The sequence below is a fragment of the Shewanella sp. 10N.286.51.B2 genome (assembly GCF_041469265.1).
Lineage (GTDB): Bacteria > Pseudomonadota > Gammaproteobacteria > Enterobacterales > Shewanellaceae > Shewanella.
The window spans coordinates 1-14,840 of record NZ_JBFRKH010000065.1 but is presented as its reverse complement, the minus strand read 5'-3'; the positions used below and the strand labels follow the sequence as shown (position 1 = coordinate 14,840).

The following is a 14,840-nucleotide window of genomic DNA, read 5'->3' as shown; positions in this document are numbered from 1 at the left end:
CCATAAAGCAGCTAAGTTAGTTCCTATGAGTTAATTCATAGAAACATGGAAGTATTATGGCTCTAGAAAAGAGTTTAGACCAAGCAGATAAGACAATAAATGACCCTAACCCGCCTAGATGGCAAAAGATAGGTAAAGAAAACTATAACCTAGCTATCAATCGATTCAGCCCGGGGCATGAATTTAAAATTGCGCCGCTACATAAGGAAGACTTTGAAATGTTGCATTTATTGTAACCCATATCACTAATGATAAAATATCCACTGTGATTGATTATAACGGCGAACTTATAAGTGTTTCAATCGCGTTCAATGATCTAGCTTGTGACTCAAAAACTCCCCCCTCAACGGGCAAAACCTCTAAGCCTATTTTAAGCTCTTCAGCTAGAAAGGATTCGTTTGAATGCGTCGTATTTTTAAAGCGAACAGGCTAGTATCATCGAACGGATAATCTTTAAAAAATTAAACTGGCAGTTATCCCGTTAAGATAACTGCCAAATCAAACACTAAAAACAACCTAAAAACTATCACCAGGTATTCTTACCCAACCTTCCATAAGCACTCTTGCACTGCGGCTCATGCTGGCTTTATTCACCTGCCAGCTACCATTGGATAATGTCGCTTCTGCGCCCACTTTTAGAGTGCCCGATGGATGACCAAACACCACTGAAGTACGTGCTTGTCCACCAGCGGCAAGATTGACTAGCGAGCCTTCAACGGCAGCAGCCGTGCCTATTGCTACCGCTGCTGTACCCATCATGGCATGGTGCAGTTTACCCATTGATAATGCCCGCACTTGTAAGTCAATATCAGTGGCTAATACCGCTTTACCACTTGATGAGTTGTATGCACTTGGCGGCGACACAAAGGCAATCTTTGGCGTGTGTTGGCGCGCTGCGGCTTCATCAATGTGTTTAATTAACCCCATTTGCACTGCACCATGGGCACGTAAGCTTTCGAAAAATGCTAATGCGCTATCATCATTGTTTATGTCATCTTGAAGCTCATTACCCACATAACCAATGTCGGCAGCATTAACAAATATCGTTGGAATACCAGCATTGATCATAGTGGCTTTAATGGATGGGATCCCTTTTGCGCTAAGCTCTGGCACAACTAAATCATCCACCACATTGCCAGTTGGGAACATCGCTGCATCAGCGTCTGCTGGCGCTAAAAACTCTACCAGTACTTCGGCTGCAGGAAAGGTCACCCCGTCTAATTCAAAATCACCGGTTTCTTGCACTGCGCCGTTAGCCATTGGCACGTGCGCAATTATGGTTTTGCTGATATTGGCCTGCCATATACGCACTACCGCAATACCATTTTCAGGTACGCGGCTACTGTCAATTAAGCCATTGGATATGGCAAACGAACCCACAGCCGCCGTTAAATTACCGCAATTACCACTCCAATCAACGAAGGGTTTGTCTATGGCCACTTGGCCAAAAAGGTAATCCACATCATGATCGGCGTGGCGGCTTTTAGACAGTATTACCGTTTTGCTGGTACTTGAGGTTGCGCCGCCCATGCCATCAGTTTGTTTGCCATAGGGATCTGGACTGCCAATGACTCTAAGTAGCATGGCATCACGGGCATCGCCCGCAACTTGAGCCGCTTTAGGTAAATCAGTTAGATTGAAAAACACCCCTTTACTGGTGCCACCACGCATATAGGTTGCTGGAATTTTTATTTGTGGAATATGAGACATCATGTTTCCTAAAATCAATCAGCACAATGAGTGAGAGACATTCATTGTGCTGATGTTTGTTAAATTTAACGCAGCTATAACTACTTATGACTCATCACTAGTCACTAATGGCTGGCCTCTAAAAAGTCTTGGGCAAAGCGTTGTAAAATACCGCCCGCTTCATAGATAGACACCTCTTCAGCGGTGTCTAATCGACATTTAACTGGCACAGTTAAATGCTCACCATTAGTGCGAGTAATGATTACTGATAGCGCCGCACCTGGAGTACGCTCACCGATAACATCGTAGGTTTCAGTACCATCAATTTGATAGGTATGACGGTTCTCGCCATTGGTAAACTCAAGCGGCAGCACGCCCATTCCTACAAGGTTGGTACGATGGATACGCTCAAAGCCTTCAGCAACAATCACTTCAACGCCCGCTAAGCGGACCCCTTTGGCTGCCCAGTCACGGCTTGAACCTTGACCATAATCAGCACCTGCGATGATGATAAGTGGCTGCTTACGCTCCATATAGGTTTCAATGGCTTCCCACATGCGCGACTCTTGCCCTTCTGGCTCGATTCGGGCGTAAGAACCTTGCTTAATCACTTGCTTGCCATCTTTACCTAAGGTGGTCACCATTTCATTAAATAGTTTAGGGTTAGCAAATGTGGCACGTTGTGCGGTTAAGTGATCGCCGCGATGGGTGGCATATGAGTTGAAATCAACTTCAGGCAAGCCCATTTTATCAAGGTAAGCACCTGCTGCACTATCAAGCATAATAGCGTTTGATGGTGATAAATGATCGGTAGTGATGTTGTCACCTAATACCGCTAATGGGCGCATGCCTTTCATGGCGCGCTCACCCGCTAATGCGCCTTCCCAATAAGGAGGACGACGGATATAGGTACTTTGAGGGCGCCAATCATACTGTGGATCAATCTTAGCTGAAGAGTCGCTGCCGTATTCAACTTTGATATCAAACATTGGCTCATACACTTTGCGGAATTGCTCAGGCTTAACGCTAGCAGCGATAACCGCATCAATTTCAGCATCTGATGGCCAGATATCTTTAAGCCTTATATCGTTACCTTGTTGATCTTTACCTAAAACATCTTTTTCAATATCAAAACGAATGGTGCCAGCAATAGCGTAGGCAACCACCAGTGGCGGCGAGGCTAAGAACGCTTGTTTCGCATAAGGATGAATACGACCATCAAAATTTCGGTTACCTGATAACACCGCGGTGGCATATAAATCACGTTCAATCACTTCTTGTTGAATCACAGGATCGAGCGCGCCACTCATGCCATTACAGGTAGTACAGGCAAAACCGACAATACCAAAGCCCAAGGCTTCAAGTTCGGTTAATAAATTGGCATCTTCAAGATACAACTGCACCGCTTTTGAGCCTGGTGCTAATGAGGTTTTAACCCAAGGTTTACGTGTAAGCCCCTTGGCATTGGCGTTACGGGCGATTAAGCCTGCAGCAATCACATTGCGTGGGTTAGAGGTGTTAGTACAACTGGTAATGGCGGCAATAATACAAGCGCCATCAGGCATTAAGCCCTCTTCATTCTCAACAATACCGCTAATGCCTTTAGCGGCTAAATCACTTGTCGATACGCGGCGATGTGGGTTTGAAGGACCTGCAATGTTACGTCCAACACTGGATAAGTCAAAACGCAGCACGCGTTCATATTCTGCATTAACTAGCGTGTCAGCCCATAGGCCATTTTGTTTGGCGTAAGTCTCAACTAACTCAACTTGTTTATCATCACGGCCAGTCAGTTTTAAGTAATCAATGGTTTTATCATCGATATAAAACATCGCTGCTGTGGCGCCAAATTCTGGCGTCATATTTGAAATCGTAGCGCGATCGCCTAATGTCAGATTAGCGGCGCCTTCACCATAAAACTCAAGGTAAGTTGATACTACTTTTTGCTCGCGTAAAAACTCGGTAATCGCTAACACAATATCTGTCGCAGTAATGCCTGATTGACGCTCGCCGACCAGCTCAACACCGACAATATCAGGTAGACGCATATAAGATGGGCGACCTAGCATCACGCTTTCAGCTTCAAGCCCACCAACACCAATAGCGATAACACCTAAAGCATCCACATGGGGCGTATGGCTATCTGTGCCCACTAAGGTATCAGGAAATGCCACGCCTTCACGGGCTTGCACCACTGGCGACATTTTCTCTAAATTAATTTGATGCATGATGCCGTTACCGGGCTGGATCACATCAATATTTTTAAAGGCCGTTTTAGTCCAGTTAATAAAATGAAATCTGTCTTCATTACGTCTGTCTTCAATGGTGCGGTTTTTTTCAAAGGCATCTTTTTCGAAACCTGCATGTTCGACAGCCAGAGAGTGATCGACAATCAACTGCGTTGGCACTACTGGGTTCACTTTTGATGGGTCGCCGCCTTTTTCAGCGATAGCATCACGTAAACCCGCTAAATCAACTAATGCGGTTTGACCAAGAATGTCGTGACAAACAACACGGGCTGGAAACCAAGGAAAATCGAGATCTCGCTTACGTTCAATAATTTGTTTTAAGCAATCTGTTAGCGTCTCAGGTGGGCAGCGACGCACAAGGTTCTCGGCATAAACGCGAGAGCTATATGGCAGTTTGTCGAATGCGCCTGCTTGGATATCATCAACAGCAGCTTTGGTATCAAAGTAATCCAGCTCTGTACCTGGTAACGGTTTTCTATAATTTGAATTCATAACCCAATCCATCAAGTTTGGTAATTGTTAGCTAGTTTGCAATTTGCATGTTCAACAAGGTCTGAAAAACAAAAGGCTGACCCATTGGCCAGCCTTTGACTGTTTATCTTTCGCTAATTGGCGTTACAGTGCGTGGCTCAGATCCGATGTAATCAGCACTTGGTCTGATAATACGATTGTTTGAGCGCTGCTCCATGACGTGAGCAGCCCAGCCAGTAAGACGTGAACACACAAAGATAGGCGTAAATAGCTTGGTTGGAATACCCATAAAATGATAAGCCGATGCATGGAAGAAATCAGCATTACAGAATAGTTTTTTTGTATCCCACATAAACTCTTCACAAGCCACTGAGATGTCGTACAAGCTAGTATCGCCATTTTCCTGAGCCAGTTTTTCTGACCAGGCTTTAATGATCACATTACGTGGATCTGAAGTGCGGTAAATCGCATGACCAAAGCCCATGATTTTTTCTTTACGCTCTAGCATGCCTGCCATTTGCGCTTTAGCATCGCTTGGCGAAGTAAACTTTTGGATCATGTCCATTGCTGCTTCATTAGCACCGCCATGAAGTGGGCCACGAAGAGTACCGATAGCACCGGTAATACACGAGAACATGTCAGATAAGGTTGAAGCACATACGCGCGCAGTAAAGGTAGAAGCGTTAAACTCATGCTCTGCATAAAGTATTAACGATACATCCATCACTTTACGATGTTGCTCTGAAGGCGTTTTACCATTCAATAGTTTTAAGAAGTGGCCGCCGATGGTTTCTTCATCTGTAACGCAGTCAATTTCAACACCTTCATGGCTGAAACGATACCAGTAACACATGATGGCAGGAAAAGCGGCGAGTAAGCGGTTTGCTGCTTTATGTTGCTCAGCAAAATCAGCTTCTGGCTCAAGATTACCTAAAAATGAGCAACCAGTGCGCATCACATCCATTGGATGTGCATCGGCAGGAATACGTTGTAATACTTCTTTTAATGCTTGTGGTAAATCACGCTGAGTCGTCAATACTGATTTATAAGTATCTAGCTGATCTTGCGTTGGCAATTCACCATTAAATAATAGATAGGCGACTTCCTCAAAAGTAGCATTTTCAGATAAATCGGCAACATCGTAACCGCAATAGGTTAAACCTGAGCCTGATTTACCTACGGTACATAATGCTGTATCACCTGCGCTTTGACCACGAAGGCCTGCACCACTTAGTTTCTTGTCTACCATAATGATTTCCTATTCTTTTATGTGTTTCGAGTACTATTTGGTTGTCTTTTAAATTATCGGTTTGCTTGTCGACAATCTTTGTTCAAGAACAATATTTGTGCATTAATCATCCAATCGCAATAAATCGCTATTGCTACAACGACAAAGCTTATAAACACTGTTTATCAACACTTTCTATCAACAGAAAACTACTTTTATGTCTTGCCAGTAATTACTTGTTTTTACCTTCAGCAAATAAGCTATCAAGCTTTTGCTCATAATCGTGGTAACCGAGGTAATCGTATAAATCCATACGGGTTTGCATGGTGTCGACAACCGCTTTTTGGTCGCCATCTTTTAAGATTGCGCTGTAGACATTTTCAGCGGCTTTATTCATCGCACGAAATGCACTTAACGGATACAGCACCATGGCTGCGCCCCACTGACCGAGTTGCTCTTTGTTCCATAACTCTGTTTGACCAAACTCGGTGATGTTAGCCAAAATCGGGACATCAAGTGCATCGGCAAAGGCGCGATAATGCTCTTCAGTTTTTACCGCTTCGGCAAAAATACCGTCTGCACCGGCGGCAACATAGGCTTTAGCACGGGCGATCGCCGCCTCTAAACCTTCTTGAGCAAATGAGTCGGTTCTTGCCATGATGAAAAAATCAGGATCAATACGGGCATCGACAGCCGCTTTAATGCGATCAACCATTTCTTCAGTAGACACAATCTCTTTGTTCGGGCGATGACCACAACGCTTCTGCGCAACTTGATCTTCCATGTGCACAGCTGCAGCGCCGGCTTTTTCCATATCACGAACGGTTTTAGCGATGTTAAATGCACCACCCCAACCGGTATCGATATCCACTAATAGTGGTAAGTCACAGGCTGAAGTAATACGCTGAACGTCAACAATCACATCATTGAGTGACGTCATACCTAAATCAGGTAAACCATAAGATGCGTTCGCCACACCGCCACCCGATAAATATATCGCTTGATGACCAATTTGTTTCGCCATCATTGCTGAATACGCATTAATGGTTCCAACGATTTGTAGTGGCTTGTTGTCGACTAATGCCTGACGGAATTTTTTGCCTGCGCTCATGATATCCCTCTCTCTATTTGTTATTGCTATGCGGCAGTTGTTTACGCTTAACTGCCGAAGCTTAATTAACGGTTTAATTTAGTTTCGATATTATTTTTGGAGTACATGATGTGACGACGCATTAGCATCTCTGCTAACTCTTCATCACGATTTGAAATGGCTTTAACTATATGGGTATGTTCTTCAAAGGCAGTTGTCACCCGAGGTCCTGCCATGCCTAATTGCACTCGGTACATACGAATAAGGTGATACATACCGTCTATCAGCACAGAAATGAGGTGTTTGTTTTTGCTCCCTAGAATAATGCGGTAATGAAAATCCACATCACCTGCTTCTTGATAATAAGACTCGCCAGATTTCACTTCATTAGAGTGTTTGCTCAGAAGCGTTAATAAATCTGCAATCTCTTCATCAGTCATGTTTTTAGCGGCAAGCCTAGCCGCCATGCCCTCAAGAGATTCGCGCACTTGATACAACTCTATGAGCCCTTCAGGCGTTAATGCCACCACTCGGGCACCTATATTGGCTTTACGTTCAACCAAATGGCATGACTCTAAACGGTTTATTGCCTCGCGGATAACTGCGCGGCTAACGGCGTACTTTGTCGACAGTTCTGTTTCACTCAGTTTTGAGCCTGCCGTAATATCGCCTTCAACGATGTCCTTTCTTAACTCAAAAAAGGTTTTATCGGCTGCTGTAATGGGCTGTTCAGTAAAAAATGTCATTTTAAGTAGGCTGTCTGACCAAAGAATAATTGTCGACAATATAAGCCAATAATAACAAGTGGTCAACATAAGCAAGCTAGATTGTCGACAAAAGTATAAAACGCCAGTGATAAATCAACGCTGCTAAGTTGTGGCTAAAGCATAAGCAGGGCAAAGTATGTTTACCGATATAAGCTCGCGATATGACTCAGAGAAATAACACAGAGAACTAACACAGAGAACTAACACAGAAAACACCCATGCTCGGTTAACGCCTCCCTTATTTATAAATAGACAGATAGATAGACAGATAAATGGATAAATGGATAAATGGATAAATGGATAAATCGTGACGGAGCGGATGAATAAACTCACCCATAAGCCCCATACATTGGGCAATGAATAAATGTATAACAGCCAAGCAAGCTTAGGGAGTACACCTAAGCCGTTTTAAATATCCCAAGTAAATAATATGGCTATGGCACAACTTTATTGCCCATAAAACGCGCAATTAAGCGGTGTTCATGACTATTTGTTGCTTTGTTCACCATTTACTCAGCCCTGCTCTTGCCTAGTGGCTTGTCAGTTCATTATCATAAGTTAATTTAATGCACATTCAGTGATATCCATCAGCAATTTTGCGGAGCAACAATGACAACTATCAACTTACTTTTAATCTGTGGCGGCGGCAGTGCAGAGCATGATGTGTCTTTGTTATCAGCTGATTTTTTTGAATCATCTCTCGCAAATAGTAACGAGATTAATTTACTGCGAGTTGAACTTGATAAAAATGGCCATTATCACGATCAAGATGGTAATGTTTGTGAGCTAACCAATAAGCGCGAAATTCGTTTTGAAGATCAGCAAAAAGCACCTTGGCCTGTAGACTATGTCATTCCTTGTATTCATGGATTTCCCGGTGAGACCGGTGACATTCAATCTTATTTCAATTTAATCCAATTGCCTTACTTTGGTTGTGAGTCAGAAGCCTCAAGAAACTGTTTTAACAAAATCACCGCCAAAATGTGGTTTAGCGCCTTAGGCATCCCTAATACGCCTTATATTTTTCTTAATGAACTAAATGATGACGCTATACAACAAACGGCAGCAGCCTTATCAGAATGGGGCTCAGTATTTGTTAAAGCCGCCTCTCAAGGTTCATCAGTGGGCTGCTATAAAGTTGATGACGCAACGCAAATACAACAAGTATTAACTGATGCCTTTAGTTTTGCGCCTTCTGTGGTGGTTGAAAAGACCATTATCGCCCGAGAGTTAGAAGTCGCAGTTTATCAATATCAAGGTGAAGTAATAGCAACACTGCCAGGTGAGATCATTTGTGCCAGTAACACTTTTTATACTTTTGAAGAAAAATATAATGCTTCAAGTAAGGCGACCACCAATGTAGTCGCAAAGAATTTATCTGAGGATGTGTGTGAAGCGATTCGCAGCTATGCGATAAAAGCATTTAAAGGGATGAAGTTAAGACACTTATCAAGAATTGATTTCTTTCTAACCGAAGAGAATGAAATTTTACTAAACGAGATTAATACCTTCCCTGGCTCTACACCAATTTCAATGTTTCCGAAAATGCTACAAAATCACGGCGAAAACTTTACTGATTACTTGGTTGAAAACATCAAAAGCCAATTATAAATCTAAACACATATACCAACTTGATACGACGATTAACGACAAAATAGCTATCGCGTCATATTGATTGAAACAATATTGGAATATGTTTGCTGATGGCCAGCATCTTCCAATTGTTTGCGCCAAGGGTTGTCTTGAACCCTGACCATATAGAAACGCTCACGGTAGGTATCAGTGACGAATGCAATCCCATGTTGCATTAATTCATAATGAATATCATGTACAAATACCAAAGAAAAATTCTGCCTGCCTGTTAACTGATTAATGTCTCCTCGCGTTAAGCTTACTCCATTCTCTAATTGTTCAAATTGAATCATTAGCCAATTCGCAAAATCTTTTGAACTCACCATTTGATTGCCCTCGTATTTAAATCAAAAAAACTACAACTAAATCTAACTAATAGTTTAGTGCACTTTACGATTTTCAGCACAATAGTTTAACAAACTCATCTAGCCAAACATTATTCATCAAATGAAAAAACGGTAGTTTAACACCAAGAAATCACACACTACCCATTGAAATATAAAGAATTAGAATAAAACAAACACAGTCAAATAAAAACATATTAAGATGTCAACTTTTTAACCAGTGTCAACAAAATGACTTACAACTTGATTTTATCCGTTTACTAGAACAGTATTGCAACATTAACCTAACAGCTTAATGTTATATATAGTATTACTTCTATGTTGTTCCTCATAACTTAATCGGAAAGGAATAATGTCAAAAATTGTTTTATGCATAGTCAGTTTTATGCTCATATCTGGCTGTAGTCAAACTCCTCATTTCAATGATTCAAACCTTAATTCAAACTCCCTAGTTGGCATTTATACTAATGATGATGGTTTTGGAAACCGTATTAATATCGTTTTAAATGAAGATGGGGGTTACGAGTCTCAACTAAATGGAACCATTGGAATAGAGGGGTTTTCTTATGGTGAATGGGAGCACACAACGAAGTCAAATAGTATTTTATTTTCCCCAATTAAAGAACATGGTTTTTTAAAAGGAAAACTTAAAACATTACTGATCATTAGTGATAGTAACAATATTTCCTTAATTCCAGCTAAAAAACTTAAAAGTCATTCTAAGTTAATGGCTGATTACGGACAATCAAACTATAGCTATCAGAAAAATAGTATTTAATTTAATCGTGCTCTAACCGCTTATGTACATGGATGTACTGTAAGCTTTGTTTAGTTACTTCAATAAGCCATTTTCGTTACTTCAAATTTAACTTCTCAATGATTATTCCCAGCTATAAACTTCAAATATTTTACAAGCCAGCCACAAAGAATACCTGCTCTGACATAGGCCTCAAATAGTATTAAATGCAACCCCAAAAAAGGCCAGCTTTCGCTGACCTTATTTATTGCTATTGGCTTTTACTAAAAGCCTTCCACACCAGCCATATCAGGTAATTGATGGGCTATCCCTTTATGACAGTCGATACAGGTTTTATCACCGCTCGCTAATGAGGTTGAGTGCATTTGCGAAGCGCGAGTCGATTGACGCGTAAAGTCCATATAATCGAAATTATGGCAGTTACGGCATTCTAATGAGTCATTAGCTTTAAGGCGTGCCCACTCATGCTCTGCCAACTCACGGCGTTTACCTTCAAACTTTTCACGAGTATTGATGGTGCCAAATACCTTGCCCCAAACTTCTTTCGAAGCCTGCATTTTACGAGCAATTTTATTGGTCCATTCATGTGGTACATGGCAATCTGAACACGTTGCGCGCACACCACTTCGGTTAGTAAAGTGAATGGTGCTTTGCAGCTCTTGATAAACATTACTTTCCATTTCATGGCAACTGGTACAGAACTCCTCGGTGCTTGCTAATTCAAGAGCGGTATTAAACCCACCCCAAAAAATCACCCCTGCTACAAAGCCACCTAATGTCAAAAAACCCAGGCTGTAATGAACACTTGGCCTGTTTACTACCTGCCAAACTAACTTCAATTTTTCTAGTATTTTTGCAATCATAAATGCTCCTAATGCTCAGTCGTTGAAGATTTTTTCATGAGTTCTTTAACATCCACAAAATCATTTTCAACCAATAACTTGGCATCTAACTGAGATACATGGCATTGAGTACAGTAATAACGACGTGGCGACAACGATGCCAAGAAATTATTATCTCTGTCCATATAATGCGTCACACTTACCATAGGGGCTTGAGAATGCCCAGTGCTACTACGCGCATGACATTGCATACATTTATTCACTTTCAAATCAATTTGATAACCATCAATTTTATGAGGAATAATTGGCGGCTGCATCGGGTAATTACGCACTTGCTTAACATCTGAATTAATCACTTTCTGCATAACAGGCGGTGTTGGTTCAACGTTTAATGGTGCAAGGCGTAATGTAGCAACTTTCTCATCAGGCACAGTTGCTGCCGTCAAACCAAAAGAGAATCCAACTAACGCAATGATTGACAATATTTTACGTGCTTTCATGGTGTCTCTCCTTAGGCTTTAACGATTTTAACCGCGCACTTTTTAAAGTCTGTTTGTTTTGACAATGGATCTGTCGCATCTAACGTGACTTTGTTAATGAGCTGGCTAGCATCAAACCAAGGAACAAATACCAAGCCAACAGGCGGCTTATTACGACCTCGGGTTTCTATACGGGTTTTAATTTCACCACGACGAGAAATAACCTTCACTTCATCACCACGACGTAAACCACGTTTTTTAGCATCATCTGGATGCATAAAACACACTGCATCAGGGAAGGCTTTATAAAGCTCTGGCACACGCTGGGTCATTGAACCCGAATGCCAATGTTCTAGTACGCGACCGGTTGATAACCAAATATCGTATTCTTCATCTGGCATCTCTGGCGCTGGTTCATAAGGCAGTGCAAAAATAACCGCTTTACCATCTGGCTTACCATAGAACTCAAAACCTTTACCGGCTTTAACATAAGGGTCAGACCCTTCACGGAAACGCCATTTGGTTTCTTTACCGTCAACAACAGGCCAACGTAAACCGTGCTCTTCATGGTAACGGTCAAAGTCAGCTAAATCATGACCATGTCCACGACCAAAGGTTGCATATTCTTCAAATAAGCCTTTTTGAACGTAAAAACCAAAATGTTTAGCTTCATCATTCAAGAACTTAGGATCCGCATCACTTAATGGGAACTTCTCAACATTACCGTTTTGGTAAAGTACTTCGAATAACGTTTTACCTTTAAACTTAGGATTGGCATCTAAAACATCTTGCGGCCAAACTTCATCAGTGGTGAAACGTTTTGAGAATTCCATCAACTGCCATAAGTCAGACATTGACTCGCCTGGCGCTTTAACCATTTGATGCCAGAATTGAGTACGACGCTCTGCATTACCATAAGCCCCTTCTTTCTCAACCCACATTGCGGTAGGTAAAATCAAATCAGCTGCTTGTGTTGTTACCGTTGGATAAGCATCAGAAACAACAATGAAGTTTTCTGGATTACGGTAACCCGGTAATCCTTCTTCGTTCATGTTAGCCGCAGCTTGCATGTTGTTGTTCACTTGAACCCAATAACAATTTAAATCACCATCTTTAAGACGGCGATTTTGTTCAACGGCATGGTAGCCAGGCTTTGGTGGGATTATGCCACTTGGAATATTCCAAATTTCTTCAGCATGTTTACGATGCTCAGGGTTAGTAACCACCATATCAGCAGGTAAACGATGCGAGAATGTACCGACTTCACGCGCGGTACCACAAGCTGATGGTTGACCCGTTAATGAGAATGGGCTGTTGCCAGGAGTAGAAATTTTACCGACTAGCAAGTGAATGTTATAAATAAGGTTATTACACCACACACCACGAGTATGTTGGTTGAAACCCATAGTCCAGAAAGAGGTGACTTTCTTTTTAGGGTCAGCGTACAACTCTGCAAGTTCAATCAACTTGTGCTCAGGTACACCAGAAAGCTCGCTTACTGATTTAACATCGTAGTCAGCTACAAACGCCTTAAACTGCTCAAAATCGATTGGGGTTGAATCACCCGCAGTCTCAACGTTCTTGGCTTTTTTCTGTAATGGATGAGTGGCTCGTAAACCATAACCAATATCCGTTTCACCTTTACGGAAATTAACATGCTTAGCGACAAAATCTTTGTCTACTTTATCGTTTTGAATAATGTAATTGGCGATAAAGTTAAGCATGGCTAAATCGGTTTGCGGCGTAAATACTATGCCTAAATCCGCCAAATCAAATGAACGATGTTGGAACGTCGATAACACAGCAACTTTCACATGTGGTGCACTTAAACGGCGGTCAGTCACGCGAGTCCAAAGGATCGGGTGCATTTCTGCCATATTAGAGCCCCATAATACGAAAGCATCCGCCGCTTCCATATCATCATAACAACCCATGGGTTCATCAATACCAAAGGTACGCATGAATCCACCAACAGCAGAAGCCATACAATGACGTGCATTGGGATCAATATTGTTAGAACCAAAGCCTGCTTTCATTAATTTAACCGCTGCATAGCCTTCCCACACAGTCCATTGGCCAGAACCAAACATGCCGACTGCAGTAGGCCCTTTAGCTTTAATGGTTTTTTTCCATTTTTCAGCCATGGTATCAAACGCAGTATCCCAACTAATGGGGCTGAACTCGCCATTCTTATCATATTTTCCGTCGGTCATTCTTAACATTGGAGTTTGAAGGCGATCGCGACCGTACATGATTTTTGATAAGAAGTAGCCTTTAATACAGTTAAGGCCTTTGTTGACTTCACTTTTTGCGTCACCATGGGTTGCAACCACTTTACCGTCACGCGTCGCAACGATAACGGAACAACCTGTACCACAAAAACGACATGGTGCTTTGTTCCACTCTAATTTGGTCTGCTCAGAGCTAGTAATTAAGTTACTTGCTGATGCCGGCAAAGCCATGCCTGCCACGCTGGCAGCTGCCATAGCAGCATTAGCCTTCATAAACTCACGTCTGTTCATACTCATTCTTCACCCTCTTCTAGCTCTTCGCTTTGGTGATAAACCATAGTGGCAGTAAGCACACCAGGTATTGCGTTAATAGTTGAAATGTCATCCATTAAGGAACGCTGGCTTGGTCCTTCAATCACTACGACTATCTTCATCTCGTTGTTAACTGATAAATCTGCATTGTCCATGGCCATAATTTGTTGGCGAACTTCAGCCATTTGCTCTGGTTTTACTTGCACTATCAGGCTAGTTACGTGGATTTCTTTTTTGCTCATCAAGATTACTTCTCTATTAATTTTTGTTTTAATTTCTATGATTATCCAGCGCCAGGAGGGCCAGAAAGAATTTGACTAAACCAAATGGTGAACCCTAATGCACTAACGAGTATCGCTGACAAAATGGGTGCTAAGAAAACCGTTAAAAATATAAAAATTTTAAGTTCTAGGCTTTTCTCAGTTTTAGAATCTATATTCATGGAGCCTCCGGCAGAGGTTTCTAAGGAAAGGGATGTAGCATAATTGTTACTGATTGATATTCGTGTGAATTCTATCTTTTATCAATGACTAAACTATATACTCACAAATTGGTAAAACGAATAAATGTTGATCTAGATCATAAAAAAACCAACAATTATTACAACTAGAAATGGCATATGAACAATAAAGCGCTTCAATAGTAAATCCAGCCAAAAATAAAAATCTCATTCATGTTAATTGATTCGATTTAAACCAGAACCACTGGAGAGAAATACTCATGCATAAGTGAGGCTGTAACTAATTTTG

General features: G+C 41.7%; 14 protein-coding genes. 3 read left to right on the top strand and 11 right to left on the bottom strand.

Annotated features, from left to right (window positions below):
• Positions 1–56: 56 nt before the first annotated feature.
• Positions 57–236, top strand: coding sequence for a hypothetical protein (locus AB4140_RS16890; RefSeq protein ID WP_372001858.1), 180 nt, complete (start codon positions 57–59; stop codon positions 234–236).
• 280 nt (positions 237–516) lie between these two features.
• Here AB4140_RS16890 and prpF read toward each other — a convergent pair whose 3' ends face one another.
• The 5 genes from prpF to AB4140_RS16865 form a co-directional block, all read right to left on the bottom strand.
• Complete coding sequence (prpF, locus tag AB4140_RS16885) at positions 517–1,710, bottom strand: 2-methylaconitate cis-trans isomerase PrpF (RefSeq protein WP_102440559.1); 1,194 nt, start codon at positions 1,708–1,710, stop codon at positions 517–519.
• A gap of 104 nt (positions 1,711–1,814) precedes the next feature.
• Entirely contained in the window at positions 1,815–4,430 is a 2,616-nt protein-coding gene (gene acnD / locus AB4140_RS16880) for a Fe/S-dependent 2-methylisocitrate dehydratase AcnD (protein WP_372001856.1), read from the bottom strand.
• Between the two features lie 103 nt (positions 4,431–4,533).
• Entirely contained in the window at positions 4,534–5,658 is a 1,125-nt protein-coding gene (prpC, locus tag AB4140_RS16875) for a 2-methylcitrate synthase (protein ID WP_102440557.1), read from the bottom strand.
• Between the two features lie 211 nt (positions 5,659–5,869).
• Positions 5,870–6,748, bottom strand: a complete 879-nt coding sequence (prpB, locus tag AB4140_RS16870; RefSeq protein ID WP_076536891.1) for a methylisocitrate lyase — start codon at positions 6,746–6,748, stop codon at positions 5,870–5,872.
• 65 nt (positions 6,749–6,813) lie between these two features.
• Positions 6,814–7,473 (bottom strand): GntR family transcriptional regulator, encoded by a 660-nt coding sequence (locus AB4140_RS16865; protein WP_102440556.1) that lies wholly within the window; start codon positions 7,471–7,473, stop codon positions 6,814–6,816.
• Positions 7,474–8,103: 630 nt separating this feature from the next.
• Between AB4140_RS16865 and AB4140_RS16860 the strand changes: the two genes are divergently transcribed.
• Positions 8,104–9,105, top strand: coding sequence for a D-alanine--D-alanine ligase (locus AB4140_RS16860; RefSeq protein ID WP_102476336.1), 1,002 nt, complete (start codon positions 8,104–8,106; stop codon positions 9,103–9,105).
• Positions 9,106–9,152: 47 nt separating this feature from the next.
• Here AB4140_RS16860 and AB4140_RS16855 read toward each other — a convergent pair whose 3' ends face one another.
• Positions 9,153–9,452, bottom strand: coding sequence for a hypothetical protein (locus AB4140_RS16855; protein ID WP_102440554.1), 300 nt, complete (start codon positions 9,450–9,452; stop codon positions 9,153–9,155).
• Between the two features lie 370 nt (positions 9,453–9,822).
• Here AB4140_RS16855 and AB4140_RS16850 point away from each other — a divergent pair, with 370 nt between their 5' ends.
• Entirely contained in the window at positions 9,823–10,248 is a 426-nt protein-coding gene (locus AB4140_RS16850) for a hypothetical protein (protein WP_102476337.1), read from the top strand.
• Positions 10,249–10,490: 242 nt separating this feature from the next.
• On the opposite strand, the gene AB4140_RS16845 is transcribed toward AB4140_RS16850, so the two are convergent.
• From AB4140_RS16845 to AB4140_RS16825, 5 genes are read right to left on the bottom strand one after another with little or no spacing between them, the layout of a single operon-like run.
• Positions 10,491–11,078, bottom strand: a complete 588-nt coding sequence (locus AB4140_RS16845) for a cytochrome c3 family protein (RefSeq protein ID WP_102440577.1) — start codon at positions 11,076–11,078, stop codon at positions 10,491–10,493.
• A 20-nt stretch (positions 11,079–11,098) separates the two neighbouring features.
• On the bottom strand, positions 11,099–11,569 hold the full coding sequence (locus AB4140_RS16840; RefSeq protein WP_102440552.1) for a nitrate reductase cytochrome c-type subunit: 471 nt from the start codon (positions 11,567–11,569) through the stop codon (positions 11,099–11,101).
• 11 nt (positions 11,570–11,580) lie between these two features.
• The gene (napA, locus tag AB4140_RS16835) at positions 11,581–14,070 is read right to left on the bottom strand and encodes a nitrate reductase catalytic subunit NapA (protein WP_102440576.1); all 2,490 of its coding nucleotides are present in this window, start codon (positions 14,068–14,070) and stop codon (positions 11,581–11,583) included.
• A 2-nt stretch (positions 14,071–14,072) separates the two neighbouring features.
• Entirely contained in the window at positions 14,073–14,333 is a 261-nt protein-coding gene (locus AB4140_RS16830; RefSeq protein ID WP_102440551.1) for a chaperone NapD, read from the bottom strand.
• A 41-nt stretch (positions 14,334–14,374) separates the two neighbouring features.
• Complete coding sequence (locus AB4140_RS16825) at positions 14,375–14,533, bottom strand: periplasmic nitrate reductase, NapE protein (RefSeq protein WP_102440550.1); 159 nt, start codon at positions 14,531–14,533, stop codon at positions 14,375–14,377.
• Positions 14,534–14,840: the final 307 nt, after the last annotated feature.